This is a genomic window from Ruegeria marina (genome assembly GCF_900101475.1).
In the GTDB taxonomy this organism is placed as follows: domain Bacteria; phylum Pseudomonadota; class Alphaproteobacteria; order Rhodobacterales; family Rhodobacteraceae; genus Ruegeria_B; species Ruegeria_B marina.
Genome location: NZ_FMZV01000010.1, coordinates 125918 through 150735, shown reverse-complemented (window position 1 = coordinate 150735; position 24818 = coordinate 125918). Strand labels below are relative to the sequence as shown.

Sequence of the window (24818 nt, the reverse complement as noted above, 5' to 3'; positions counted from 1 at the left end):
AATGAAGCGCGCGATCCATACATCCGTCACCCGGACGTCTGGACAACGCCTCCGCGGCCAGGCCGCCGACCGGAGGGAGCATTGATCTCAGCGCGGGCCGTGCCAGTCGATCTGGCAGATTTCGGCAGACCGGCCCTCGAAATCCCAGACCCGGCCAAAGGCGCGCACCCGTCCCTTGGTGGCTGTGGCGACGGTAATGTCGGGACCCATCCAGTATTCGGTGTTGGTCACGACGATGTCCTTGCCATCCTTGCCCTCTACCGGCACCACGGCGCCCTGGATCTTCTTGCCCACCATCAGGCGGCGTTCCTTGCCCTCGGTCTCGAAGACGACAGGCGCGCGCTCGGCGCCCAGAAACTCGCCGACCAGCATCGAGAACAGACCCGTCGTGCCGCGCGCCGCCCCTGAAAAGATGGCTTCCAGCGCCTCATAGGCGTCGCCCGAGGCGCGTTCGTCGATGAAGGCCGCAGCCTTCCAGTTGCCACGGCCCATGTTGCCGGGAATCTCCAGGAACAGGCCCACGTTAAGTCCCGACAGGTCGGTATCGCCGTATTGTCCCTCGTCGATACGTACCCCGGCCCAGGCCTGACAATGCCCCTCGGTCGGGGGGTGTTTGCCGAGACTGACCACACAGGGGCAGAAAACCGTGCAGTTGCAGTTCAGGATGAGCTCTCCCCTGATCGTCCAGGGTACGGTGCCAACCGCGTCCAAAGCCATGTTTCTTCTCCCTTTTCTAGAATGCGGTGAAAACGATGCCGACGGCCCAGGCAAACAGGCCAAAGCCCAGGGGGCGGGTCACGTAGCGGCCGATCTCGGGCAGTTTTTCAAGCACCATGATGACCGTCGCCAGCCCCATGAAAGCAAGGTTCATGACCCCGCCGACAAAGGCCAGGAGCATCAGCGCCCAGCAACAGCCAAGGCAGACAAGGCCCAGGCGAATGCCGTTGCGCAATGGCCCCTCGTCCCAGTGCTGCATGAAAAAGGTCAATGGTCGGCGGCATTTGCTGAGGCAAGCTGCCTTGATGGCCGAGAACTGATAGGCGCCCGCGCCGATCAGCAGGCCCGCCGACAACAGCGCGGACCGGCTGTCTCCGAAACTGCCCAGCAATCCGGCGTGGAAGAGGCCGAACTGCACCCCGGCTGCCAACACCGAGAAGCCAAGCCAGACCAGAAGGTAGCCACAGAGCAGCACACCAAACCGGGTGCCGGGCGCGGTATGGGACAGATCCTCGTAGGTCGCCAGCGCCGGCAATGCCGTCGGCGCCATCATTGCGGCCGACATCAGCGCCCACATCAGGATCATTCGGCCAAACCCGGCCATATCGGGCGTCAAAGTGCAGAGATCACGCCAGAAATCCGCTCCGTAAATGGCATCCGCCGCACGCATCTCGGCGGGAACGGCCATCAGGAAGAGGAGCGCCCAGGCCAACAGGACAAGACCGAAAAGGAGGATCCAATGTCCTCCCGTCATCGACCTGATCCGTTCGGCAACGATGGCTTTCATTCCGCTCTCCGGCTAACAGCCTGTTCGACTCATGCGTTGACACTTAAATGTCAGACTTTTAAATGTCAGACAAATAAAATATTCCGGCCAAATGCACGGCGGGACCAGGACAACAGGATCGTGACATGAAGATCGACCCCAACAGTTCCGCCGACCTGTCGGCCCAGATTGCCCAGGCCATCAAGAATGCGATCGTCGAAGGCCGCCTGATCGTGGACGAACGCCTGCCCTCCGAGGCCGAACTGGCCGACCAGTTTCAGGTGTCGCGTCCAACGGTGCGAGAGGCCCTGAAGCGTCTCGCCGCGCAGTCGCTGATCCGTACCCAACGCGGCGCGTTCGGCGGTGCCTTCGTGAACAAGATCAGTTTCAAGGATGCCTATTCCCAGCAGATCACCACGTCGACATTGCTCCTGTCGATGAATGCGGTCAGCTTCGACACCGCCTGCGAGGCGCGCTATGCGCTGGAACGCGCCTGCGCACCGCTATCGGCGCAGCGGCGCACTCCGGATCACCTGGCAACGATGCGGGCCGAGATCGTAAGGCAAGGCCAGCCGGGGCTGAGCGACGAAACCTTCTGTGCTTCGGACGTCGCCTTTCACCGGGCCCTTGTGGACGGCGCGGGCAACCCGGTCTTGTCCTACCAGCTGGCCGGAGCGGTGGAAGCAATGCAGCCGTTGATGAACATGATCACCTTTACCGCCCGCTCCCGCGAGGTCATCGTCGGACTGCATACCCGCATCGCGGATGCCATCGAAGCCCGCGACGCGGCCAGCGCGGATGCGGCGCTGGTCGAGCTTACCACCTACACGATGACCCTCAAGGACAGCGTGATGGCGGCCCGAGCAGCGGCGCGCAACTCCGCGCACCGCTGATCCCGCTTCGCGCCTATTGGGTGACGCGCCGGAATGCAATTTCCGCTCCGGCACGCCCGGACCCCGTTGCACTTGCACACCGAGCGACTATATTCGATGTGTTCCTTCGGGGACTATGGACATAAACGCGCTCGTAATAAGCGGATCGGACCCGGGGGCGGTACCCGGCGGCTCCACCAGATACCCTCGTTGGGGGAAAACGGGGCCGAAACAGGATCGACGGACGTCTAAAGGAGTTTGCTTTGTCTCGGCGGGGTGCCACCGTTATCGGTCCGTAAAGCATAATTGCCAACGACAATCGTGCTCCGGTTGCTCTGGCTGCGTAAGCAGTCCGAAATACCGAAATCTAAGCCCTTGCGCCTAGCAGCGTAAGGCGGGGTTCGCAGGTACCTGGCAACAGAAACCTGCATTTCCGACAACAAGATTGGATTTGTCTGAACCAGGCCGGATTCGTTCAGCATTCATTCACCATTGCATCCGATGCTGTTGGCACAGCGATGGAGGCCGTCATGAAAAAGTCCGAATTGTTGAAGCAATGGTATGCCCAGGTATGGGAACAGGGGAATGTCGATGCGATTGATGAATTTTTCGCGGCCGACACGATGGCCGACGGGCTGATCCCCGAGATGCAGGTCGGCGCGGATGACTTCAGGGAGTTCGTATCAGCCTTCAAATATCACCTGGGCGAGATACGCGTGGATATTCCAAAAATCATCGAGAACGGCGATTGGGCCAGTGCGATCCTGCATGTCCACACATCAAGGGCCGACAACGGAGCACCGATCGAAGTCACGGGCCAGGTCATGGTCCGGTGCAAGGACGGCAAGATTGTCGAAGCTTACAACCAGTTCGACCTGATCTCGCTGTTCGAGCAACTGGGCCAGTTGCCCGCCGACACGCTGCCTATCTGCATGACAGGTCAGCGGCTGGACTGGAAGTGATATCCCGGAGCCTGACGGGAGAGCGTTGACAGGGCCTGCCCCGTTGCATAACGCTAAAGCCATGGGGTCGCCTGCGAACGCCCCGTGAGGCTCCGGCCCAAGTTTCGCATGTATCCTTTGACGAGAGGAGCATGCCATGGCTGCGCCAAATGAAATTACCGTACCGAAACTGCTGCGTCTGATTGGCACACCGGATTGCCCGGTTCTGGTCGATATATCCATCGACCCGGATTTCGCAGACGACCCGTTCCTGATCCCCGGTGCATTTCGCCACCCTTACACCGATTATGCCGGCCTGGTTTCTCTACTCGCCGGACGGCGCTGTATCGTCATTTGCCAGCAGGGCATCAAGCTCAGCCAGGGGCTTGTCGCCCGGCTAAGAAACGACGGGCACTTCGCCGAATACTTGCAAGGCGGCAATTTCGGCTGGCGTGATTACACGGACACCCCTCGCGTTCCCGCGGGTGCTCTCCCCGAGCCGGTCGAAGGTGCCACCCTATGGGTCACTCGCCACCGCCCAAAGATCGACCGCATTGCCTGCCCATGGCTGATCCGCCGATTTGTGGATCCCGGCGCGAGGTTTCTGTTTGTCTCTCCCGATCAGGTGCTGGGTGTGGCCAACCGCTATGGCGCGACGCCTTTTGACGTCGAAGGCGTATTCTGGTCGCATCGCGGCGAGAAATGCACCTTTGACACAATGCTCGATGAATTCGGCCTGCGCACCGAGGCGCTGGACCGGTTGTCACTCGTGGTTCGCGGCGCCGACACCGACCGGCACCAGATCGCCCCGCAGGCGGCCGGGCTACTGGCGATTTCGGTCGGGTTGTCAAGACAATACCGGGACGATCACGACCAGTTGGACGCGGGCATGATCCTTTATGACGCGCTCTACCGATGGGCCCGAGACGGGCATGGCGAAACCCACGACTGGCCTGCGGATCGCATAGCATGACACCCTCCTGGCGGAACCTTGTGCAGGTCTTCGGACGGATCGGTCTGCTCTCCTTTGGCGGGCCGGCCGCACAGATCTCGCTCATGCTTCACGAATTGGTCGAACAACGCCGGTGGCTGGATGAAAAAACGTTCTTGCGCGCCCTTTCCTTGTGCATGTTGCTGCCTGGGCCAGAGGCAATGCAGCTTGCCACCTATGCCGGTTGGCGATTGAGGGGAATTCCGGGCGGCCTGATCTCGGGTGGGCTTTTCGTCTTGCCCGGAGCCCTGGTCATCGCGGCGCTCGTGGCTCTCTACGTATCGTTCGGAGATTTGCCACTTGTTCAATCCGCGTTTCTGGGTATCAAGGCCGCCGTCATAGTGATCGTGGTGCAAGCCCTGCACAAACTCGGGGTACGGGCTTTGACCAGTGGTTCGGCCTGGATCATCGCGGGCCTTGCCTTCGTGTCGATTTTCCTCTTTTCGATACCATTTCCCTTGATCGTCGCGGCGGCCGGGCTTTGGGGTTTCGTCTCGACCAGTTCCAAGGCCCCGGCCGCGTCCGGGCCGGATGGCGGCCGCTTCCGGATCGGTCCCGTGCTGTTCTGGTCCGCGCTTTGGCTGTGTCCGCTTCTCTGGCTCTCCCTCCAGGGACCCGCGCTGCTCGCCGATCTCGGCTGGTTCTTCGCCAAACTCGCGGTGGTCACTTTTGGCGGCGCCTACGCGGTCTTGGCGTACATGACACAGACGGTCGTCGATCAGCACCACTGGATCAGCACCGGGCAGATGATCGACGCCCTGGGGCTTGCCGAGACGACACCGGGCCCGCTAATTCTCGTCACCCAGTTCGTGGCGATGCTGGCAGGGTATCTGGCCGAGGGGCCGGCAATGGCGCTTGCGGCGGGTCTGGTCGCGCTGTGGGCAACCTTTGTTCCCTGTTTTCTATGGATATTCACCGCTGCTCCCTATCTGGACCGGATTGCCGGTCGCCCCCGTCCTGCGGCGGCTTTGGCGGCGATAACGGCGGCCGTCGTTGGTGTCATCCTCAACCTGTCGACCTGGTTTGCACTTCATGTTTTCTTTGCGCAGACAGAGATTGCGCGCATCGGTCCGATGTCCTTTCCCCTCCCGATCTGGAGCGACTTCGAGCCGGTCGCCGCGGTGCTTTCGGGGGTCGCGGCGGTATGGTTGCTGCTGTTGCGCAGGGGTATGGGTGAGACGCTGCTGCTGTCATCCTTGGCGGGATTGGCCTGTCATGCACTGTGATCGGAAATAGACTGCTACAGTCTCTTTTGTTTCCGACCGAATCTTTTATGCTGATCGTCGAATTCGAATGGGGAAATGATATGTCGCGAGACATCGACTATGGCAACTTGATGCACACGGCCATGCGCGGGCTGATCAAAACCGTCCTGACCGATGTGGAGCACAACGGGCTGCCCGGAGCCCATCATTTCTTCATCACCTTCGATACCAGGCACCCCGATGTCGAGCTGGCCGACTGGCTTTCCGACCGTTACCCGGGCGAGATGACCATAGTTGTCCAGCACTGGTATGAAAACCTGCGGGTGGATGACGAAGGATTCTCGATCACGCTCAACTTCGGGGATTCGCCGGAACCGCTCTATATCCCGTTCGACGCCGTCAAAACCTTCGTCGATCCTTCGGTCGAGTTTGGCCTGCGCTTCGAAAGCGCGGATATCGACGAGGAGGAGGAGGACGACGAGGACGAAAACGAAACCGGCGACGAGAAGACAGAAGCCGAGGTCGTGTCACTCGACAGTTTCCGCAAACACTGATCCGACCGGCCTGCGCCAGGTGCGCGGCCGGCCCGTTACTGCCGTGCCAGGAAAGTTTCGACCGACCTCTGCTCGACGCCGTCCTTGAGGCGCGAGAACTTGAGCATCAGGCCGCCTTCGGCCAGAGTCCGGTCGAACTGCTGCAATTCGTAACCGCCATCATCGGCGACGAACAACGAATAGACGGTCATGGTATCCCCTTCGATACGGCCCCAGACATAGGGTTCGCCTTTCATCGGATCAAGTTGGACTGCATGTCCGAACACGTTCCTGGTCATGGCAGCGGCATAGATTCCCTCCCGGGGACTGGGCAGGAAATCCACCGAATAGTCGCTCTCCTTGATCCGGCCATCGGGTTTCTGGATCGTGGTCGACCAGCTGACATTGAACCCATCCCTGGTTTCCGCGATCGAGACACTCATGTCGCGGGGCTCGACTGTGCCATCGGCCCGGACCAGGTCGGCGTTTCCTTCGTAATCGCCCACGAATTCCGAGATGTCAGCAGCCCAAACAGGCAATGCCAGCGCAATGGCCGCCAGCAGGGCAATGGCCAGCATCCAGATGTTACGAAACGATAGGCAAACGGTCGCGGCACGCATTTCGGCCTCCTGTGGCTGACTGAACATATATTAGCGCGCTCCGCGCTTCTAACAACGCAGGAGTACCCCACTTGGAAAAATAGCGTGATCCGAACCATTGAAACGCCCATCTCCCCTTGCACACCCCGGTCTGGCGGGCAACTCTGGATCCCGACAGGCGGACGGAGGCCCCGTATGACAAGGACGCGTACTGAAACCGACAGTTTTGGCCCGATCGACGTGCCCCTGGACAGGTATTGGGGCGCTCAGACACAAAGGTCGCTTCTGAACTTTCCGATCGGCTGGGAAAAGCAGCCTGTTGCCATTGTGCGGGCACTGGGCGTGGTCAAGAAGGCCTGCGCACAGGCAAACGCCGCCAGCGGTCGGCTTGCTCCCGATCTGGCATCAGCGATCATCGCCGCTGCGGACGAGGTGATCGATGGCAAGCTCGACGCCCATTTTCCCTTGGTCGTCTGGCAAACCGGATCGGGAACGCAGTCGAACATGAATGCCAACGAAGTCATCTCGAATCGCGCGATCGAGATTCTGGGCGGCGATATCGGCTCCAAGACTCCGGTACACCCGAACGATCACGTGAACATGGGGCAGTCCTCGAACGACACCTTTCCCACCGCCATGCATATCGCCGCGGTCTTGACTGCGCGGGACGTGCTGCTGCCGGGGCTGCACGCCCTGCTGGCCGGCCTGGAACAGAAGGCCGGGGAATTCCGCGACATCGTCAAGATCGGCCGCACCCATACTCAGGACGCCACCCCGCTGACCCTGGGACAGGAGTTTTCCGGATACGCCCACCAGGTCCGGATGGGGATCACGCGGGTCGAGACCGCCCTGCCCGGTCTTTGCGAACTGGCTCAGGGCGGCACGGCGGTGGGCACCGGCCTGAATACCCATGCGGGATGGGCGGAAACGGTGGCGGCCAACATGGCCGCAATTACCGGCATGCCACTGGTCACAGCGCCCAACAAGTTCGAAGCGCTGGCTGCCCATGACGCGATGGTCTTCATGTCGGGTGCTCTGGCGACAGTAGCGGGCAGTTGCTACAAGATCTCCAACGACATCCGGTTTCTTGGCTCCGGCCCCCGTTCGGGCCTTGGCGAGTTGATCCTGCCGGAAAACGAGCCGGGTAGTTCCATCATGCCGGGCAAGGTCAACCCGACCCAGGCCGAGGCGCTGACTCAGGTCGCGGCCCACGTGATGGGAAACGACGCGGCGATCAAGTTCGCCGGTTCTCAGGGGCATTTTGAACTCAACGTCTACAACCCGATGATGGCCTACAACCTGTTGCAGTCCATGCAACTGCTTGGGGATGCGGCTGCCAGTTTCTCCGAACGTATGCTTCTGGGCATTCGCGCCAACAAGACGCGGATCGACCAGTTGATGCGGGAAAGCCTGATGCTGGTCACCGCGCTTGCTCCGATCATCGGTTACGACAATGCAACCACCGTCGCCAAGACCGCGCACAAGAACGGCACCACGCTGAGGGAAGAAGCGGTGCGGCTGGGGTTTGTGGACGAAGAGACATTCGACCGGGTGGTACGGCCGGAACAGATGATCGGGCCGCGCGACTGATGGGCAAGCCGGTCAACCTCAACCAGTTCCGCAAACAGAAGGCCCGCGCCGAGAAAAAGGCGCGCGCCGAGCAGAACGTGGTGAAATTCGGCCGTAGCAAGGCCGAAAAGCAGCTCGACCGCGCCCGCGCGGACAAGGCGCGCCGGGACCTTGAAGGCCACGAGGTCGAGGAATGAGCCGACCGCCCGTCAAACGCTCGCTGACGCTCAGGGGGCATCGCACCTCGGTGTCGCTGGAGGATGAGTTCTGGCGTGCATTTCGCGAGATCGCGCAGGCGCGAGGCCTGCCGATCAATGTCCTGGCCGCCGATATCGACGCGCAGCGCGACCCGGAAACCGGACTGGCATCGGCGATTAGGGTCTATGTTCTGAACTGGTATCGGCAAGGCCAATGACGCAGGCCATTCCGGGCAAGGCGCAGGAGGAGGGATCATGACCACAACAATCCCCGGCCCCGACGGGCAACCGCGCTGCGGCTGGTGTCAGGCCGCGCCGGAATTCTTCGACTATCACGACAATGAATGGGGTTACCCTGTGGGCGACGACAGGCGCCTGTTCGAGAAGCTCTGCCTCGAAACGTTCCAATCCGGTCTCAGCTGGCGCACGATCCTGGCCAAGCGCGAGAACTTTCGCGCAGCGTTCGACGGGTTCGACTGGACCCGGATCGCCGACTATGGCGACACCGAAGTGAACCGACTGCTGGGCGATGCCGGGATCATCCGGCACCGCGGCAAGATCGAGGCGGTGATCAACAATGCCCGCCGCATGGGCGACCTGCTGGCCGAACACGGTTCCCTTGCGGCCTATGTCTGGGCTTTCGAGCCCGATCCGGCGGACTTGCCGGAGCCGCAGAGCGCCAGCATCATCCCCGCCTCGACAGCCATGTCGAAGGATCTGAAAAAACGCGGCTGGAAGTTCGTGGGCCCGACCACCGTTTTCGCGTTCATGCAGGCGATGGGGCTGGTCAACGACCATGCGCGCGGTTGTGTGATGCGCGACAAGGCCGCCAGGATGCGGGCCGGTTTCACCCGCCCAGAATAAAAACGGGCCGCGGCACCGCGGCCCGGTCTTCGATTTCGTACAAGATCAAAGCGACGCGCGGTAAATCTTGTCGATGTTTCCGCCAAGCGCCGCGTTGAACTCCGAGTCCGACTGCTGTTTCGACAGGCCCTCGGTCAGGGCGCGCGAGAAGGAGGCGATCATCTTTCCGTTCCGGCTCAGCAAGTCGCAGGCCTCGTCCGTCGAGTACCCGCCCGACAGGGCCACTACCCGCACCACGCGCGGATGATCGGCCAGTTCGTCATAGAGGTTCGCCACGCTGGGAATGGTCAGCTTCAGCATCACGTCCTGGCCCTCGCCCAGCGTGTCGAGGTGCTTCAGGATCTCGGCCTTCAGCATCTCTTCGGCCTCGGCCTTGGTCGCGGAATGAATGTTCACCTCGGGCTCCACGATGGGCACCATGCCGGCGGCGATCACTTCGCGCGCCACATCGAACTGCTGCGCCACCACGGCGGCGATGCCTTCGGCATTGGCCTCGTGAATGACCGAGCGTTCCTTGGTGCCGAACACGCCTTCCGCCTTTGCCAGCGTCGCCGCCAGACCCGGAATCGGCTTCATCAGCTGTACGCCGTTGGCCTGATCCTCAAGCCCCTTGTCGATCTTCAGGAAGGGCACCACGCCCTTGACGTTCCACAGGTAGTCGGCGACCTTTCGGCCTTCGATGCTCTCGCCCAGGGTGCGTTCGAACAGGATCGCGCCGATCACCTTCTTGCTGGTGAAGTCATCGGCCAGGATGATCCGTGCGCGCATGCGCTGGATCTCGTCGAACATCTCTTCCTCGGACCCGTATTGCGCCGCGTCGACACCGTATAGCGCAAGCGCCTTGGGGGTCGAACCGCCGCTCTGATCCAGGGCCGCGATAAAGCCCGCGCCTTTTGCCATCTTTTCGCGCATTTGTGCCTTGGACATATGTCTTTCCCATACAATGTGATTCCGCTTGGCATCGCATATAACATGGTGCGGCAGGATGGTAGGATGTTAGCGCTGAAGGACGCGCAGCCAGATGCCATCCGCCGCCCGCACCGTCAAATGCGCCACCGGAACCGGGTCGCGGTCGGCGATCCGTTCGAACCGGAAGCGGCGCAGCAGCATCGACAGGATGAGTGGCCCCTCGACCATGGCGAACCCGGCCCCGGTGCAGACGCGCGGTCCGGCAGAAAACGGAATATAGGCATTGCGCTGGCAGGCCTTGCCGTTCTCGGTCTGCCAGCGGACCGGGTCGAACGCGTCGGGACGCTCCCACAGGCGTTCATGCCGGTGCAGGTGCCAGGGGCTGAGCACGATCTGAGCCCCCTTGGGGACCCTGCGATCCCGGAACTGTTCAGGGCATGTCGCCTCGCGCACCATCATCGGGACCGGAGGATAGAGGCGCAGCGCCTCGCGAAACACATCGCGGCTGAGGCGCAGCTTCGACATCACGCCAAACCCCGGATCACTGTCCAGTTCGCGCGCCTCTTCGGCCAACCTTTCCTGCCAGTCAGGGTAAAGCGCCATCAGGTACAAGGTCCAGGCGAGGGCCGAAGCGCTGGTTTCGTGACCGGCAAGGAAAAAGATCGCCACCTGATCGACCATCTCGGCTGTGTCGAACCGATCGCCGGTCTGGGGGTCGGTCGTCGTCATGATCTTGGTGGCCAGATCGTCGGGCGCCGTGCCGTTGCGGATTTCGGACATGCGCGCGTCGGTCAACTGCCGGATCAGGCTGCGGATGATCGCGGCGTTCGCCCGCGTCTGGCGCGAATGGAACCGCGGCACCCAGCGCGGCAGCGGCACGAAAGCCGCCAGGTTCAACAGTGGCTGCGCCCTCTGATAGGCACGAAAGCGGGAGAAGACCTCGGCTGCAACCTCGTGCTCGATCGGGATCGAGAACAGGGTGCGAAAGATCACGTCCGCAGCGGCGTGGCTGGTGACCTCCTCGATCTCGGTCTCCTGCCCTGCACGCGCAAGCAGTCGAGTCACCGCTGCCTCGCCCGCTTCCCGCATGGCCGGGAATGTGTCGCGCAGCCGTCCCCCTTCGAAGGCGGGGTCGATGATACGGCGCTGGCGTTTCCAGGTCGCCCCGTTGGTCAGAAAGACCGAGTCGCCCAGCAAGGGCCGCAACCCTTCGCTGATGCGGCCCGATTTCGGGAAGTCATCCGGCCGGCCCTTCAGCACCGTGTCCACCAGGTCGGGCTGATTCACCAGAAACGAACGGAAAAACGGCGTGCGGAACTCAGCCATCCAGGCGCGGTAGAGCCGCCCGGGTTGAGCCGACAACAAATCTTGCCGAAACAATTTCAGATAGCGCCAAAGCGAAACCTTGTCCGGGCGCGAAGCGGGTTTGGGCGGGATCATGCGGGCGCCATCGCTGTGTATTTCCCGACCGCCGCGTCAATACGGGACCTCGACGGCTGGCGGTCGCGATAGCGTGCCGCCAGCGTCAGCGGCCCGGCGGTGATACGAAAGTAGTCGTAGTCGCCCGGCCGGTCGAAAGCGCACAGATACTGGAAATGCAACCGGAAGAACCGCCAGCGCAGTTCCGCCCAGCGGCCGGGGCTGAGCGTCTGGGTAAAGGCCGCCGAAACGACCAGGGGCCAGCGTTTTCCCTGGTCAGGGGCCACGCCGCTGACCGTGACCGGATCGCACAGCGCAAAGGCACAACCGTCGCCCGGCGCGGAAACGTCGACCCATGCAAGCTCCGTGCGCGCGCTCAGGTAATGCAGGTCCGACCGCAGCCGGTATGCATCGGGCAGGAAGGAAACCATGGGCACCACCTGCCCCAGGGTGAGAAACCCCAGGGCCGGGCCATCCGCCGGCACCCGGCCCGCCCGGATCAGATCGGCCAGCACCGACACGCCCACATGGGCGCCGGAACTGTGGCCCACCACCAGCACTTCGTCCACAGGACCGGAAAGGGCTTCGGCAATCCGCTCGGCAAAGGCTGCAATTCGCTCTTCCAGTTCGGGCGGATTGGCCCCTCGCCAGCGGGCGGAATAGGCGTAGTCGTGCATGAGGTAGTAGGCGAAGAATTTGCCATCCTTGCCCCGGAACCAGCGCAGCAACGCCACCGCTGCCGCCAGTCCGGCCGCCAGCCCTGCAAAGGCGCCAAGCCATTGCCCGGCCAGCCCGCCCAGCCACCAGCCCAGCCAGATCAGCAACAGCGCGGCCAAAGCCTGGACCAGCAACATCCCGACCGGATAGAGCGCCGCGATCACCGGCCCCTTGCGCAACCTCATCAGCCGCCAGAGCACGCCCGAGCCGATATAGGTCCAGGCCGTGCGCGCCAGTTGCAGGTAAGTCGCCGGAATCGAATTCGACATGCTGTCGCGCACGATATCGGACCAGACCAGGACCTCGACATCCGTTTCGACCGACACCCCGTCCTGTTCCGAGATCACATGCCAGCCATAAGCACCCTTGGTCTTCTTGGGTTTCAGAAGCACTTGGTATTTGGATATCTTCGCCTGTTCGGCGCTCTCCTTGCGGTAAAGCTCACGGTAGCGACGGGGATGTATGGGATCGTAGCCGGGTATGTAGAACACCCGGCGGCTGCGCACCTGTCCTGCTGGTGTGACACTGCTCATTGCTCGACCTCTTTTGCCGTCGAGCTTAGCTGATCACTGGGGCAAGATTAAGACTGCATCGAGAGGCCGATCCCGCGCCGCTCAGCCCAGGGCGGCAAGGCCGGGGAATGTTTCCAGGAGCCACCAGCTGAACTGTGTGAACAGACCCGTCACCAGCATGATACCGACAACAAGCAGGAGCCCGCCCATCACCTTCTCGATGGTCCCCATGTATGGTTTGATCCGATTCATCATCACCATCGAGCGTCCCAGGAACATCGCCGCCAGCAGGAAGGGTACGCCCAGCCCGGCAGCATAGATGCCCAGAAGCAAAGTTCCGCGCGCAACCGAAGCCTCAGACGCCGCAAGCGACAGGATGGCTCCCAGCTGCGGACCGATGCAGGGCGTCCAGCCAAAGGCGAATGCCAGTCCCAGCAAATATGCGCCAAACACCGATCCACCGGTATCGCCTGTTTGCATCCGGGCCTCGCGATCCAGGATCGGAATACGGAAGACGCCAAGAAAATGCAGGCCAAAAACGATCACCACGAGGCCCGATATCTTGGCGAACAGCCCCTGATTGGACAGCACGAACGCCCCAAAGGCCGAAGCGGTGAACCCCAGCAGAAGGAACACGGTCGAAAGGCCGAGAACGAAGAACAGGGCCGCGAGCGTCGCCTTGCGCCTTGCAGCGGACTGATCCTGGATCTCGCCCAGGCTGACGCCGCTCATATAGGCCAGGTAGGGCGGCACGATCGGAAGGACACATGGGCTGAGAAAGCTCACGATCCCCCCCAGAAGGGCCACGAACATGGCGGGCAAGAGACCCGCGTCGATGATATCAATTCCGAACATGCCACAGCACATAGGCGATTGCGCAGGCGTCGTCACGGGGCAATGAGGTCACATCCTCGTGGCCCTGCCTTGCGCACCCGTCGAAGGCGGCTGGACAGCTATGCGGACGGGGTCTATCTCCGCTGCATGACAAACGATATCGACACACTGGACGCGCTTGGCCTCTTGTGCCCCCTGCCCGTCCTAAAGGCCCGCAAACGGTTGAAATCCATGGCGCCGGGAACCGTTCTGAGGTTACTGGCCAACGATCCTGCCGCCATTGTCGATGTGCCACATTTCTGTGCCGAGGCCGGCCATGCCCTGATCGGGCAGGAGGAGGCCGAAGACCACCAGATCTATCTCATACGCAAGGGAAAATGAAAAAGGCGGGTCCAAGACCCGCCTTTGTTCATCAGCGACCGACCGACCACCAGCCGCGCCGCTTGGGTTTCGGCTCGGTTTCGGGTTCGGGCTCGGCTGCAACGGTGGCGCCAGCCAATTCCGGCTGAGCCTCTTCTTCCGGGGTATCCGCGTCGGCAGCCACCTGCGGTTCGGGTTCCTTTTCCTCGGCGGAGCTTTGCGGCGCCGCCTCGGCTTCTGCCGCTGCGGGCACGGTTTCTTCCGGTGCCGGAGCGTCCTGCGCGGGTTCGGAGAGCGCAACTTCCTCGGCCGCGGCTTCGGTCACATCCGTTGGGGCCTCGGCAACCGCCTCTTCGGGTTGCACGGCGGGCTCGACTGCACCGGACTCGGCCTCTGCCGCCTTAGCAGTCCTCTTGCGGCTGGACGTGGAGCGAGAACGGCTTCTGCTGGTTTTTGCAGGTTTCTCGTCTTCTGCAGGCGTTTCGGCTTCGTCCCCGGCGCTTTCCGCCGCGACAGGCTCGGCTTCCGCTTCGGCTTTCGGCGCGGTCTTGGACTTGGAACTGCCGGTTTTCCTGCTGGTCCGTTTTCTGGTCGGCTTCTTGGGTTCCGCTTCGACTTCGGCCGGTGTTTCGGTCTCTGCGACGCTTTCCGCAGGTTCCGTTTCCGTCACCTGCTCCGAGACGGCGGGCTCTTCATCCTCATCTGCGTCGCCGGTGCCATTTTCCTCGCTGGTTTCACCGGTCGAGCCGTTTTCACCCGAACCGTTCCCCTTGCGCCGGCGGCGGCGGCGGCGCTTGCGCTTGGGCTTGCCTTCACCATCCCCGTTCGCGGCAGTCTCGCTGCGGGTATCCTCGGCCTCGGCCTCGGCCTCTACCTCTGCCTCGTCTTCCGCAGCCTCGTCGGCGTCCACCTGTTCCATCAGGCGGGTATCGACCGAGACCACGGGAGCCTGCACTTCAGGTACCACGCGCGTGGCGGTCTTGAACTTTTCAAGGCTGAAATCCGGGCTTACCAGATGCGGATCCCCCTCGATGCGCACGGACATGCCATAGCGCGCTTCGATCTGGGCGATATGTTCGCGTTTCTGGTTCATCAGGAAGTTGGCAATGCCCACCGGACAGCGCACCAGAACCTCGCGCGAACGGCGACGAGTGCCTTCCTCCTCGACCTGGCGCAGGATGCTGAGCGCCATGTTGTCGTCCGACCGGATCAGGCCGGTGCCATGACACGACGGGCACGGCTGGGTCGTCGCCTCGATCATGCCGGGGCGCAGGCGCTGACGGCTCATTTCGAGCAGGCCAAAACCCGAGATCCGGCCCACCTGGATGCGGGCACGGTCGGATTTGAGCTTGTCCTTCAGTCGTTTTTCGACGGCGGCATTGTTCTTGCGCTCGTCCATGTCGATGAAGTCAATGACGATCAGGCCGGCCAGATCGCGCAGGCGCAACTGACGCGCCACCTCTTCGGCGGCCTCAAGGTTGGTCTTGAGCGCGGTTTCCTCGATCGAGCCTTCCTTGGTGGCGCGGCCCGAGTTCACGTCGATCGCCACCAGCGCCTCGGTCACGCCGATCACGATGTAACCACCCGATTTCAGCTGAACCACCGGATTGAACATCGAGTTCAGGTAGCTTTCGACCTGGTAGCGCGCGAACAGCGGCAACTGGTCCTCATACCGCTGCACGTTCTTGGCGTGCGACGGCATGATCATCTTCATGAAGTCCTTGGCGATACGGTAGCCGCCTTCGCCTTCGACCAGCACCTCGTCGATGTCGCGGTTGTAAAGGTCGCGGATCGAGCGCTTGATCAGGTCGCCTTCTTCATAGATCTTGGCGGGCGCGATCGACTTCAGCGTCAATTCGCGGATCTGCTCCCACAGGCGCTGAAGATACTCGTAATCCCGCTTGATCTCGGCCTTGGTGCGCTTGGCGCCGGCGGTACGCACGATCAGGCCCGCACCCGAAGGCACATCCATCTCGGCAGCGATTTCCTTCAGTTTCTTGCGGTCCGCGGCATTGGTGATCTTGCGGCTGATGCCACCGCCACGGGCGGTGTTCGGCATAAGGACACAGTACCGGCCGGCCAGCGACAGATAGGTTGTCAGCGCAGCGCCCTTGTTGCCGCGCTCCTCCTTGACCACCTGCACCAGCATCACCTGGCGCACCTTGATCACTTCCTGGATCTTGTACTTGCGCGGACGCGGCTTGCGCGGCGGACGCAGATCCTCGACATCGTCCTCTTCGGCGATGGATTCGATGCTGTCATCCTTGGACGCGGCATCCGACGGAGCCGAACCCGCTCCGTGATCGTGATTGTCGTCACCGTCGTCCTCGGCCGCCTCATCCAAAGCGGCGTCTTCCGCCTCGGTCGGGCTGTCTTCCGGTTCCTCCACCGGTGTTTCGCCGACACGTTCCATCGGCGAGACACCTTCGGCGACATCGATCTCATCGCTTTCGTCGCCGCTCAGATCGATGGTTTCCATGCCGCTGATTTCGGACTCGACCGGTTCCATGACTTCGACAGGGTCATCGGATCTTGCCGACGCCGCCTTGCTGCGCGTCCGGTTGCGGCTGCGCCTCGGCCTGTCCTCATCCTCGTCACGGGCGCGCTGCGCTTCGGCATAGGCGCGCTCTTCCTCCATCAGCGCCTGACGATCGGCCACCGGGATCTGGTAATAATCGGGGTGGATTTCCGAAAAGGCGAGAAAGCCATGCCGGTTCCCGCCGTAATCCACGAATGCAGCCTGAAGCGAGGGCTCGACCCGCGTAACCTTTGCGAGATAGATATTGCCCGCTAGCTGACGTTTGTTTTCAGATTCAAAATCGAATTCCTCGACCTTGTTTCCGTCAACCACCACAACGCGGGTTTCTTCCGCGTGGGTGGCATCGATAAGCATCTTCTTTGCCATGTTTCCTTGGTGCACCGCACCGCGCACGCCCTCCCTGGCGGCAGAGCCGTCCCAAGGTGGTCGCGATTTGGCGGGTGTCTTGTCAGGGCGATATGAGACGCAGCGCGGCAGAGATCGGCTCTTGGCCCCTCTGCTCGTCCACTCAAAAGTTGTGCGCGCGTCATCGCGGTTCTTCTCCGACAGGTCGGGACCTTCCCAAGCCTGCCCATTCATTCCTGTCACCCGGCAAGCGGGCGAAGGCATTGCTTTGCCCCGGTCAGGGGCCAATCGGTCTGCTATGTCTCCGGGATCTGTGCCAACGGGGGCAGAGCAGCGAAACTCACGCGGCGGACGCAACGCGCCCTTTGCCGTTCTCTCACCATAAAACTTTCAAAGATGCAAAGACAATGGGGAAAATGCGCGAACTGCGGCGATGACCCCGCAACGCGCCTGTCGCACAGAGTTTACGCCCCCGTCACGAAATCTTCGCTGCCCTGTCACGCGCACAAGCCAAGGATCGTGAACCGACATGTTTCACGACGAGGGATTTGACCGATGAAACACCTGACCCTATCCGTTCTGGCGCTGGCTGCCGCCGCCCCAGCCTTTGCCGACCGCATTGAACTTGGCCCCCGCCCCGCGTTCCTGATCGACGCAATGGAGGCGGGTCCGCTGAAAGACAAGCTGGCTGCCTGCGCCGATGTCGAGCCTGTGCGCTCGACCTTCTCGATCGGCCACCGCGGCGCCGCGATGCTGTTCCCCGAGCACACCGAACAATCCTATCGCGCCGCCGCGCTCATGGGCGCAGGCATTCTGGAATGCGACGTGACCTTTACCGCCGACAAGCAACTGGTCTGCCGCCATGCGCAGAACGACCTGCACACCACCACGAATATTCTGGCCACCGATCTGGCGGCGAATTGCACCCAGCCCTTCGTGCCCGCAAGCGGGGGCGAGGCGGCCAAGGCCGAATGCCGCACCTCGGACCTGACCCTTGCCGAATTCAAGTCCCTGACCGGCAAGATGGATGCCGCAAATGCAAAAGGCACCACGCCCGCCGAATACATGAACGGCACCGCGAACTGGCGCACCGATCTCTATGCCACCAACGGCAAGGTGATGACCCATGCCGAATCCATCGCACTGTTCAAGGAACTGGGTGTGAAATTCACACCCGAGCTGAAGGCGCCTTCCGTCGAGATGCCCTACGACGGCATGACCCAGGAAGATTACGCCCAGGCGATGATCGACGAATACAAGGCTGCCGGTGTGCCTGCTTCGGATGTCTGGGCGCAGTCCTTCAATCTGGATGACATCAAGTACTGGATCAAGGCAGAGCCGGAATTCGGCGCGCAGGCCGTCTATCTGGACGATCGCTACGAGGCATCGGACGAGGATGAGGGGCTGATCGACGCGAACGATCCCACCACCTTCAAGCCGACCATGGCGGAACTGAAAGAGATGGGCGTGAACTATATCGCGCCCCCGATGTGGATGCTGGTCACCACCGAAGACGGCAAGATGGTCCCGTCCGCCTACGCGAGGGAAGCCAAGGCCGCTGGCCTCAAGATCATCACCTGGACGCTGGAGCGCTCCGGCCCGCTGGCGAACGGTGGCGGCTGGTATTTCCAATCGGTCAAGGATGTGACGAACAACGACGGCGATTACTTCGCCCTGCTGGACGTCCTTGCGCAAGAGGTCGGGATCGAGGCGATGTTCTCTGACTGGCCCGCGACCACGACCTATTACGCCTCCTGCATGGCGGCCGGCACGAACTGATCTGCAACACAGAGCAAAACACGGAAAGGGCGGGAATTTCCCGCCCTTGTCGTTTCATGCCAATGCGTTGTGGAAACTAGCTGATGTAGTCGGCGCGTTGCAGGCCATATTTGGCCATTTTCTCGTTCAGGGTCCTGCGCGGCAAGCACAGTTCGTCCATCACCGCCGAGATCGAACCCTTGTGGCGGCGCATCGTGTTGTCGATGAGCATCCTTTCGAACGCCTCGACATATTCTTTCAGCGGCTTGCCCTCGGTCGTCATCACAGGCTGCATGTCCTCGTGATCGGACATCAGGAGCGAGGCAATGGTCCCCGAGCCGCGCCGGGCCTGCAAGACCGCGCGTTCGGCGATATTGATCAACTGGCGCACATTGCCCGGCCACGGCGCCTGCAACAGCTGCGCCGCCTCCTGCGCACTGACCTGCGGCGCGTCGCAGCCGTATTCCTCGGCAAACTGCTCGCTCAGCCGGGTGAAGAGGGTCAGGATGTCCTCGCCCCGCTGTCGCAGCGGCGGCATGGTCAGGCGCAACGCGGCAAGACGATAGAAAAGGTCCGGGCGCAGCACGTCCTCGCTGGTCTTACCCGCCTCCTGCAGGTTCGAAATGGCGATGATCCGTGTCTCGGCCGGGGTGCCCTGCTCGTTCATGACCGACAGGAGCTTGGCCTGCAGGGCATCGCTGAGCGACTCGATATCTTCCAGAACCAGGGTGCCGCCGCGTGCTTCCTCGATCGCCGGCAATTGCGCGTCTTCCGGTTGCATCGGGCCAAAGAGCCGTTTTGCCAGAGCGTCTTCCTCAAGGGCCGCGCAGGACACGAGAACGAATCTCTTGCCGGCACGGCTTCCGACCGCATGCAGGGCATGCGCCACCAGGGTCTTGCCGGTGCCCGTTTCACCGTCGATCAGAACGTGCCCGTCGGCCTGGCCAAGATCCAGGATGTCCTCGCGCAGCCGCTCCATCACCGGACTGGTCCCGATCAGCTTTTTCATGATCTGGGACCCGTCGCTCAGCTCGCGCCTGAGCGCCCGGTTGTCCAGCGTCAGACGCCGCGCATTGCTGGCGCGCTTGGCAAGATCGGACATCCGGTCAGGGTTGAACGGCTTTTCCAGGAAATCGAACGCGCCGACCCGCATCGCCTCGACCGCCATCGGCACATCGCCGTGACCGGTGATCATGATCACCGGCAACGAACTGTCCGCCCCCATCAGCTTCTTGAGGAACTGCATGCCGTCCATGCCGGGCATCTTGATATCCGAGATCACGATACCGGGGTAGTCGGGCCCCAGAACCTTAAGCGCCTCTTCGGCGCTGGCAAAGGTTTCGGTGTCGTATCCCGACAGCGCCAACCATTGGCTGATTGACTGGCGCATATCCTGTTCGTCGTCGACAATCGCAATTTTCATGGCCTGCGCCATCCGCGTTACCTCGTCATTCTGCGGCCTCGAGACCGTCTTCCAGGATTGGCAGCTGCATTTCAAATACCGCCCCGCCATGTTGCCCGTTGCGCGCCGTCAGACGGCCGCCAAGGTCGTTCACGATCCCCGAGGAGATTGCAAGCCCCAGCCCGACCCCGTCACCTGGCTGCTTGGTCGTGTAGAACGGCTCGAAGATATTCTCGAAATCCTTGATGCCATCCCCATTGTCACGCACCGTCAAGGTCGCGGTTTCGCCCGCAGCCAGGATGATTTCAACCTCGGGATTACGTACCGATTTGGTAGCATCAAGCGCGTTTCGCAAGAGGTTCACCATCACCTGTTCGATGCGCATCCGATCCCCCATCACCAGCACGGGACGATCCGGCAGGATCTGGGTGATCTGAACCTGCCGCTGACGCAATTGCGGTTCCATCATCGACAGGGATGCGATCAGCGCCTCGCCCATGTTTATTGGCGAAAGCGTTTCCTGCCCCTTGCGCGCATAGGACTTCAGCTGGCGGGTAATCGCTCCCATCCTTTCGATCAGGTCGTCGATACGGCCAAAGCTGGCCAGCGCCTCTTCGGGCCGGTTGCGGCGCAGCAACAGGCGCGCCCCCGCAAGATAGGTCTTCATCGCCGCCAGCGGCTGATTCAACTCGTGGCTGACCGCTGCCGACATTTCTCCCAAGGCGGCCAGTTTCGAGCTTTGCGCCAGGGTCTGCTCGGCCACTTCGAGCGTCTTTTGCACCCTCTCGCGCTCGGCGATTTCCCGCTGGAGCCGGGCGTTGAGCGCGCGAAGCTCCGCCGACTCGCGCTGGAACAGCGCCATTCGGAACGCGGTGCGCCGGCTCAGGGCATAGAAGCTGAGCGCCAGGAGAATCGCGAATCCCATGATTTCCAGGGCCAGCACCCCGTTCACCCGCTCGCGAATCGAGGCATAGGTCGTGAAAGAGGTCATCTGCCAGCCGCGAAACGGGATGCGGCTGTCCATCCGGATCACCGCCTCGCCACGCAGATAGGCATCAGCCGGCAGTGCGGTCCAGTCGGCTGTGACCCGGATCGCCCGTTCGATGGCATTCTCCGGCGTTTGCCGGCTCAGGGCTTCGGCCTCTTGCAGACCGCGCCAGCGCGGTTCGGTGGACAGTAGGATGGTGCCTTCGGTGTTGGTCACGAACACCGCATCCGAGATGCCTGACCAGGCACGCTCGAACTTCTGCAGATCGACTTCGACAACGATCACGCCGAGAACGCCAGAACTATCCTCCATCCTGCGCGAATACGTGAAGCGGAAACCTCCGGCTTCATGCTGAAAGGCGGAAAACACGGTCGCATTGGATCGCACCGGCTCGACGAAATATGTCGCGGACCGATGCAATTCACCCAGCCTGTTGCGATCGGTTGCGGCCACCGTGCGTCCGTCCCGGTCAAGCAGCATCAACGATGCCGCGCCGATCTCTTCGACAAAGGAAATCAGCCGCTGCGTCGATTGTGAATAGTTGCTGGATTGCAGCGCGGAAATCAGTGTCGGATCGCGGGCCAAAAGTTGCGGCACGATGGCGTTGCGGCGCAGTTCGCTCAACAAGTTGCCCGAATAAAGCGCCAGACGCAGTTCGGCCCGGTTTCGGGTGCTTTCGGTAAAGCGGTCAGTCAGCAGGCGATTGGTGGTCCAGACTGTTGCCACGGCACAGACCAGGACCACGACAAGCGCCAGCCGCACCCGCCAGCTGAGCTGCCCGGTGCGGATCCAGCTGGTGTTGTCACCATTCGGACGAAGTGGTTTCCTCATACACCCAAGCTACGCCCGCGCGGGGCGCTTCTCAAGTCATGCAGGCGTCAGCACCCCGGCCAATGCGCGGAAGAGCGCCGCCCCGTCGGTGCCGCCATGGCCGGCATCCGCCGCCCGTTCCGGATGCGGCATCATCCCCAGAACACGGCGGTTTTCCGACAGGATCCCGGCAATATCCCCGCGCGAGCCATTCGGGTTCTCGGTATAGGTGAACGCCACCCTGTCCTGATCGCGCAGCATCGCCAGCGTTTCGTCGTCGGCATAGTAATTCCCGTCGTGATGCGCGATCGGAATGCCGATGACATCGCCCGCATTGTACCCCTGGGTGAACACGCTGTCGGAGGTCGCGACCGTCAGCCCGACGGTCTTGCAGATGTACTTGAGCCCGGCATTGCGCAGCAACGCCCCCGGCAGGATGCCGGTTTCGGTCAGGATCTGGAACCCGTTGCAGACGCCCATGGCATAACCACCACGCACGGTATGCTCGACAACGGCCTTGCAGATCGGCGATTGCGCCGCGATGGCGCCGCAGCGCAGATAGTCACCATAGCTGAAACCGCCCGGCACGCCCACGATATCGAGCTTCTCGGGCAGGCTGGCATCCTTGTGCCAGACCATGGTCACATCGAACCCGGCCTGTTCAAAGGCCACGGCCAGGTCCCGGTCACAGTTCGATCCGGGAAAAACGACAACGGCAGCGCGCATGGGCGAAACCTCCTAGGTCAGAAAGTCGGTGATCACCGCCACACCCGGCGGGGCGGGACGGTCGAAGGCGGCAAGCTCGTCGCTTGCCTGCGACAAGGCAATGGTACGGGTCACCAGCGGCGACAGGTCAAGATGGCCGCCCTCGATGAGCGAGAGAAGCGAAGGATAGCGCCAGGCAGGCATCCCGCGTGTCCCTTGCAGGGTCAACTGGCCGGAATAGAGCACATCCATCGGCAGGGTCATCGCGGTATGTTCGCCCGCCGGCATGCCGATCATTACCAGGCGGCCCAGTTTGCGCAGCGCACGCATGGCGCCGGTCATGGTGGCCTCGATCCCCAGCGCCTCGACCGCGACATGGGCGCCGCCGCCGGTAATCTCGCGCACGGCCTCGGCCGAGTCGCATCCTGCGGCGTTCACCACCGCATCGGCCCCGAGACTGCGGGCGTAGTCGAGCTTTTCGGGCACCACATCCACCACGACGACGCGCGCGCCCAGGGCACGCCCCAGAAGCAGCGCCGAAATGCCCACGCCGCCGCCGCCGAATACCGCCAGCCATTCGCCCGGCCGCAGTTCGGCGCGTCCCACCAGCGCCTGCCATGCGGTGGTCACGCGACAGCCAAGCCCGGCCGCGATCTGCGGCGGCAGGCTTTCCGGCAGCGCCGTGAGATTCGTATCGGCAAAGGGCACCGCGATGAATTCGGCAAACGCCCCGTCACGGGTAAAGCCCGGCACTTGCTGGTTGGCGCAGATCGTCTGATGCCCCGCGGCGCAATCGCCACAGCTGCCGCAGGCCAGGATGAAGGGTGCGATCACCCGGTCACCCACACGCCAGCGGGTGACACTGGCTCCGGTAGCGACGACCTCGCCGCAGAACTCGTGCCCGGGGACCATCGGCAAGGCGACATCCGGGTCTGCCCCGGTCCAGGCATGCCAGTCGGACCGGCAGACGCCGCAGGCCAGCACGCGCAGCACCACTTCTCCCTTGCCCGGCGTCGGGTCGGGAAGCGTGGTCAGCGCCAGCGGCTTGCGCCATGCGGTCAACTGCGCGGCCCGCATGGGTCAGACCAGCTCGATCTCGTAGCGTTCGATCACCGTGTTGGCGAGCAGCTTTTCGCACATCTCGGCCACATCGGCCTCCGTCGCGCCCTCTGCCAGATCAAGGTCGATCACCTTTCCCTGGCGCACGCCCGTCACCTTGTCGAACCCCATGGCCCCCAGCGCGTGGCGCACCGCCTCGCCCTGCGGATCGAGAACCCCGTTCTTGAGCATCACATGCACGCGTGCCTTCATCTCGTCCTATTCCCCGGTCTTGCGAGCCGGACCAGTTGCCCGGCGTTTGAAAGGTAGAACCAGCCCGGATCCCGGGCGGTGATTTCAATTGATCAGCGTCGGCTTGACCACATTCGCGGTCTTGGGAATCACCCCCAGCCTGCGCGCCACTTCGGAATAGGCGTCGGTCAGGCTGCCCAGATCGCGGCGGAACACGTCCTTGTCCAGCTTCTTGCCGGTTTCGATGTCCCAAAGGCGGCAACTGTCGGGGCTGATCTCGTCGGCGACGATCAGGCGAGGATAGTCGTTTTCATAGACCCGGCCGATCTCGATCTTGAAATCGATCAGCTTGATGCCGACGCCGTACATCAGCCCGGACATGTAGTCGTTGACCCGCAGGGCCAGGCTCAGGATATCATCCATGTCCTGCTGGCTGGCCCAGCCGAAGGCGGCGATATGTTCCTCGGTGACCAGCGGATCGCCCAACTCGTCATTCTTGAAACAGTATTCCACGATCGGACGCGGCAGCTGGGTGCCTTCCTCGATGCCGAGGCGCTTGGACAGCGAGCCCGCGGCAAAGTTGCGCACGATGACTTCCAGCGGAATGATCTCGCAGGCGCGGACCAGTTGTTCGCGCATGTTGAGGCGGCGAATGAAATGGGTCGGCACGCCGATCTGGTTCAGGCCGGTCATGAAGAATTCGCTGAGGCGGTTGTTCAGAACACCCTTGCCTTCGATCACATCCTTCTTCTGGGCATTGAAGGCGGTAGCGTCATCCTTGAAATACTGGACGATGGTGCCCGGCTCGGGGCCTTCGTAGAGGATCTTGGCCTTACCCTCGTAAATCTTGTTGCGACGCGCCATGTGCGACCTTTCCAGGCTGGGATGGGGGAATGAGTCCCCCCTCATTGCGCCCTCATAAGGCAAGCGCCGCAGTGTCGCAAGCATACCGCTGCCTCTTGCGGTTCCGGCGGTC

General features: G+C 62.3%; 25 protein-coding genes and 1 other RNA gene. 12 read left to right on the top strand and 14 right to left on the bottom strand.

Features of this window, described 5'->3' with window-relative positions; translation table 11 throughout:
* Positions 1–87 precede the first annotated feature (87 nt).
* Both BLT75_RS14850 and BLT75_RS14845 read right to left on the bottom strand, forming a co-directional pair.
* A complete protein-coding gene (locus BLT75_RS14850) occupies positions 88–717 on the bottom strand; it encodes a DUF1326 domain-containing protein (protein WP_093033252.1) in 630 nt (209 codons plus the stop codon).
* Between the two features lie 16 nt (positions 718–733).
* A complete protein-coding gene (locus BLT75_RS14845) occupies positions 734–1504 on the bottom strand; it encodes a DUF2182 domain-containing protein (RefSeq protein WP_245706541.1) in 771 nt (256 codons plus the stop codon).
* 125 nt (positions 1505–1629) lie between these two features.
* Between BLT75_RS14845 and BLT75_RS14840 the strand changes: the two genes are divergently transcribed.
* The 6 genes from BLT75_RS14840 (at position 1630) to BLT75_RS14815 (ending at position 6046) form a co-directional block, all read left to right on the top strand.
* Complete coding sequence (locus BLT75_RS14840; protein ID WP_093033249.1) at positions 1630–2376, top strand: FadR/GntR family transcriptional regulator; 747 nt, start codon at positions 1630–1632, stop codon at positions 2374–2376.
* 62 nt (positions 2377–2438) lie between these two features.
* Positions 2439–2787, top strand: a transfer-messenger RNA (tmRNA) gene (gene ssrA, locus BLT75_RS14835).
* A gap of 98 nt (positions 2788–2885) precedes the next feature.
* Positions 2886–3317, top strand: a complete 432-nt coding sequence (locus tag BLT75_RS14830) for an ester cyclase (RefSeq protein ID WP_093033315.1) — start codon at positions 2886–2888, stop codon at positions 3315–3317.
* A gap of 136 nt (positions 3318–3453) precedes the next feature.
* A complete protein-coding gene (locus BLT75_RS14825) occupies positions 3454–4269 on the top strand; it encodes a chromate resistance protein ChrB domain-containing protein (protein ID WP_093033246.1) in 816 nt (271 codons plus the stop codon).
* On the top strand, positions 4266–5513 hold the full coding sequence (gene chrA, locus BLT75_RS14820) for a chromate efflux transporter (RefSeq protein ID WP_093033243.1): 1248 nt from the start codon (positions 4266–4268) through the stop codon (positions 5511–5513). Before BLT75_RS14825 ends, chrA begins: the two co-directional genes overlap by 4 nt.
* 80 nt (positions 5514–5593) lie before the next feature.
* The gene (locus BLT75_RS14815; RefSeq protein ID WP_093033312.1) at positions 5594–6046 is read left to right on the top strand and encodes an SspB family protein; all 453 of its coding nucleotides are present in this window, start codon (positions 5594–5596) and stop codon (positions 6044–6046) included.
* 35 nt (positions 6047–6081) lie between these two features.
* On the opposite strand, the gene BLT75_RS14810 is transcribed toward BLT75_RS14815, so the two are convergent.
* Complete coding sequence (locus BLT75_RS14810) at positions 6082–6645, bottom strand: hypothetical protein (protein ID WP_245706539.1); 564 nt, start codon at positions 6643–6645, stop codon at positions 6082–6084.
* Positions 6646–6819: 174 nt separating this feature from the next.
* Here BLT75_RS14810 and fumC point away from each other — a divergent pair, with 174 nt between their 5' ends.
* The 4 genes from fumC to BLT75_RS14790 are packed head-to-tail and all read left to right on the top strand — an operon-like array spanning position 6820 to position 9254.
* Positions 6820–8214, top strand: a complete 1395-nt coding sequence (gene fumC / locus BLT75_RS14805; RefSeq protein ID WP_093033240.1) for a class II fumarate hydratase — start codon at positions 6820–6822, stop codon at positions 8212–8214.
* On the top strand, positions 8214–8390 hold the full coding sequence (locus BLT75_RS14800) for a DUF4169 family protein (RefSeq protein WP_093033237.1): 177 nt from the start codon (positions 8214–8216) through the stop codon (positions 8388–8390). The genes fumC and BLT75_RS14800 overlap by 1 nt, the downstream gene beginning before the upstream one ends.
* Positions 8387–8608: a ribbon-helix-helix domain-containing protein gene (locus BLT75_RS14795; RefSeq protein ID WP_093033235.1), complete on the top strand. Its 222-nt coding sequence runs from the start codon at positions 8387–8389 to the stop codon at positions 8606–8608. Before BLT75_RS14800 ends, BLT75_RS14795 begins: the two co-directional genes overlap by 4 nt.
* Before the next feature lie 37 nt (positions 8609–8645).
* The gene (locus tag BLT75_RS14790; RefSeq protein WP_093033232.1) at positions 8646–9254 is read left to right on the top strand and encodes a DNA-3-methyladenine glycosylase I; all 609 of its coding nucleotides are present in this window, start codon (positions 8646–8648) and stop codon (positions 9252–9254) included.
* Between the two features lie 45 nt (positions 9255–9299).
* On the opposite strand, the gene BLT75_RS14785 is transcribed toward BLT75_RS14790, so the two are convergent.
* The 4 genes from BLT75_RS14785 to BLT75_RS14770 all read right to left on the bottom strand — a co-directional run bounded on the left by BLT75_RS14785 (position 9300) and on the right by BLT75_RS14770 (position 13666).
* A complete protein-coding gene (locus BLT75_RS14785) occupies positions 9300–10181 on the bottom strand; it encodes a fructose bisphosphate aldolase (protein WP_093033230.1) in 882 nt (293 codons plus the stop codon).
* A gap of 69 nt (positions 10182–10250) precedes the next feature.
* A complete protein-coding gene (locus BLT75_RS14780) occupies positions 10251–11603 on the bottom strand; it encodes a cytochrome P450 (protein ID WP_093033227.1) in 1353 nt (450 codons plus the stop codon).
* On the bottom strand, positions 11600–12832 hold the full coding sequence (locus tag BLT75_RS14775; protein WP_093033224.1) for a hypothetical protein: 1233 nt from the start codon (positions 12830–12832) through the stop codon (positions 11600–11602). Before BLT75_RS14775 ends, BLT75_RS14780 begins: the two co-directional genes overlap by 4 nt.
* Positions 12833–12913: 81 nt before the next feature.
* Positions 12914–13666, bottom strand: coding sequence for a cytochrome c biogenesis CcdA family protein (locus tag BLT75_RS14770; RefSeq protein WP_093033221.1), 753 nt, complete (start codon positions 13664–13666; stop codon positions 12914–12916).
* Between the two features lie 126 nt (positions 13667–13792).
* On the opposite strand from BLT75_RS14770, the gene BLT75_RS14765 reads away from it, so the two are divergent.
* Positions 13793–14026: a sulfurtransferase TusA family protein gene (locus BLT75_RS14765; protein ID WP_093033218.1), complete on the top strand. Its 234-nt coding sequence runs from the start codon at positions 13793–13795 to the stop codon at positions 14024–14026.
* Between the two features lie 31 nt (positions 14027–14057).
* Here BLT75_RS14765 and BLT75_RS14760 read toward each other — a convergent pair whose 3' ends face one another.
* Positions 14058–16910, bottom strand: coding sequence for an Rne/Rng family ribonuclease (locus BLT75_RS14760; RefSeq protein WP_093033215.1), 2853 nt, complete (start codon positions 16908–16910; stop codon positions 14058–14060).
* Positions 16911–17444: 534 nt separating this feature from the next.
* On the opposite strand from BLT75_RS14760, the gene BLT75_RS14755 reads away from it, so the two are divergent.
* Positions 17445–18668, top strand: coding sequence for a glycerophosphodiester phosphodiesterase family protein (locus tag BLT75_RS14755; RefSeq protein ID WP_093033212.1), 1224 nt, complete (start codon positions 17445–17447; stop codon positions 18666–18668).
* Between the two features lie 76 nt (positions 18669–18744).
* On the opposite strand, the gene BLT75_RS14750 is transcribed toward BLT75_RS14755, so the two are convergent.
* The 6 genes from BLT75_RS14750 to purC form a co-directional block, all read right to left on the bottom strand.
* Positions 18745–20082 carry a sigma-54-dependent transcriptional regulator gene (locus tag BLT75_RS14750; protein ID WP_093033209.1) on the bottom strand — a complete coding sequence of 446 codons (1338 nt, stop codon included), beginning with the start codon at positions 20080–20082 and terminating at the stop codon, positions 18745–18747.
* A 13-nt stretch (positions 20083–20095) separates the two neighbouring features.
* Positions 20096–21868: a sensor histidine kinase gene (locus BLT75_RS14745; RefSeq protein WP_093033206.1), complete on the bottom strand. Its 1773-nt coding sequence runs from the start codon at positions 21866–21868 to the stop codon at positions 20096–20098.
* Positions 21869–21904: 36 nt separating this feature from the next.
* Positions 21905–22573, bottom strand: coding sequence for a phosphoribosylformylglycinamidine synthase subunit PurQ (gene purQ / locus BLT75_RS14740; RefSeq protein WP_093033204.1), 669 nt, complete (start codon positions 22571–22573; stop codon positions 21905–21907).
* A gap of 12 nt (positions 22574–22585) precedes the next feature.
* Entirely contained in the window at positions 22586–23629 is a 1044-nt protein-coding gene (locus BLT75_RS14735; protein WP_093033201.1) for a zinc-dependent alcohol dehydrogenase family protein, read from the bottom strand.
* 3 nt (positions 23630–23632) lie between these two features.
* On the bottom strand, positions 23633–23863 hold the full coding sequence (gene purS / locus BLT75_RS14730) for a phosphoribosylformylglycinamidine synthase subunit PurS (protein ID WP_093033199.1): 231 nt from the start codon (positions 23861–23863) through the stop codon (positions 23633–23635).
* Positions 23864–23947: 84 nt separating this feature from the next.
* Positions 23948–24706 (bottom strand): phosphoribosylaminoimidazolesuccinocarboxamide synthase, encoded by a 759-nt coding sequence (gene purC, locus BLT75_RS14725; RefSeq protein WP_093033196.1) that lies wholly within the window; start codon positions 24704–24706, stop codon positions 23948–23950.
* Positions 24707–24818: the final 112 nt, after the last annotated feature.

Excerpts from the sequence above, each read along its gene's own strand:
- BLT75_RS14810 (WP_245706539.1), bottom strand. The coding sequence starts at position 6,645 with ATGCGTGCCGCGACCGTTTGCCTATCGTTTCGTAACATCTGGATGCTG.
- BLT75_RS14780 (WP_093033227.1), bottom strand. The coding sequence starts at position 11,603 with ATGATCCCGCCCAAACCCGCTTCGCGCCCGGACAAGGTTTCGCTTTGG.
- BLT75_RS14760 (WP_093033215.1), bottom strand. The coding sequence starts at position 16,910 with ATGGCAAAGAAGATGCTTATCGATGCCACCCACGCGGAAGAAACCCGC.
- BLT75_RS14845 (WP_245706541.1), bottom strand. The coding sequence starts at position 1,504 with ATGAAAGCCATCGTTGCCGAACGGATCAGGTCGATGACGGGAGGACAT.
- BLT75_RS14770 (WP_093033221.1), bottom strand. The coding sequence starts at position 13,666 with ATGTTCGGAATTGATATCATCGACGCGGGTCTCTTGCCCGCCATGTTC.
- BLT75_RS14765 (WP_093033218.1), top strand. The coding sequence starts at position 13,793 with ATGACAAACGATATCGACACACTGGACGCGCTTGGCCTCTTGTGCCCC.
- BLT75_RS14735 (WP_093033201.1), bottom strand. The coding sequence starts at position 23,629 with ATGCGGGCCGCGCAGTTGACCGCATGGCGCAAGCCGCTGGCGCTGACC.
- BLT75_RS14745 (WP_093033206.1), bottom strand. The coding sequence starts at position 21,868 with ATGAGGAAACCACTTCGTCCGAATGGTGACAACACCAGCTGGATCCGC.
- BLT75_RS14750 (WP_093033209.1), bottom strand. The coding sequence starts at position 20,082 with ATGGCGCAGGCCATGAAAATTGCGATTGTCGACGACGAACAGGATATG.
- fumC (WP_093033240.1), top strand. The coding sequence starts at position 6,820 with ATGACAAGGACGCGTACTGAAACCGACAGTTTTGGCCCGATCGACGTG.
- BLT75_RS14840 (WP_093033249.1), top strand. The coding sequence starts at position 1,630 with ATGAAGATCGACCCCAACAGTTCCGCCGACCTGTCGGCCCAGATTGCC.
- BLT75_RS14790 (WP_093033232.1), top strand. The coding sequence starts at position 8,646 with ATGACCACAACAATCCCCGGCCCCGACGGGCAACCGCGCTGCGGCTGG.
- BLT75_RS14775 (WP_093033224.1), bottom strand. The coding sequence starts at position 12,832 with ATGAGCAGTGTCACACCAGCAGGACAGGTGCGCAGCCGCCGGGTGTTC.
- BLT75_RS14815 (WP_093033312.1), top strand. The coding sequence starts at position 5,594 with ATGTCGCGAGACATCGACTATGGCAACTTGATGCACACGGCCATGCGC.
- purQ (WP_093033204.1), bottom strand. The coding sequence starts at position 22,573 with ATGCGCGCTGCCGTTGTCGTTTTTCCCGGATCGAACTGTGACCGGGAC.
- purS (WP_093033199.1), bottom strand. The coding sequence starts at position 23,863 with ATGAAGGCACGCGTGCATGTGATGCTCAAGAACGGGGTTCTCGATCCG.
- BLT75_RS14830 (WP_093033315.1), top strand. The coding sequence starts at position 2,886 with ATGAAAAAGTCCGAATTGTTGAAGCAATGGTATGCCCAGGTATGGGAA.
- chrA (WP_093033243.1), top strand. The coding sequence starts at position 4,266 with ATGACACCCTCCTGGCGGAACCTTGTGCAGGTCTTCGGACGGATCGGT.
- BLT75_RS14795 (WP_093033235.1), top strand. The coding sequence starts at position 8,387 with ATGAGCCGACCGCCCGTCAAACGCTCGCTGACGCTCAGGGGGCATCGC.
- BLT75_RS14785 (WP_093033230.1), bottom strand. The coding sequence starts at position 10,181 with ATGTCCAAGGCACAAATGCGCGAAAAGATGGCAAAAGGCGCGGGCTTT.
- BLT75_RS14825 (WP_093033246.1), top strand. The coding sequence starts at position 3,454 with ATGGCTGCGCCAAATGAAATTACCGTACCGAAACTGCTGCGTCTGATT.
- BLT75_RS14850 (WP_093033252.1), bottom strand. The coding sequence starts at position 717 with ATGGCTTTGGACGCGGTTGGCACCGTACCCTGGACGATCAGGGGAGAG.
- BLT75_RS14800 (WP_093033237.1), top strand. The coding sequence starts at position 8,214 with ATGGGCAAGCCGGTCAACCTCAACCAGTTCCGCAAACAGAAGGCCCGC.
- purC (WP_093033196.1), bottom strand. The coding sequence starts at position 24,706 with ATGGCGCGTCGCAACAAGATTTACGAGGGTAAGGCCAAGATCCTCTAC.
- BLT75_RS14755 (WP_093033212.1), top strand. The coding sequence starts at position 17,445 with ATGAAACACCTGACCCTATCCGTTCTGGCGCTGGCTGCCGCCGCCCCA.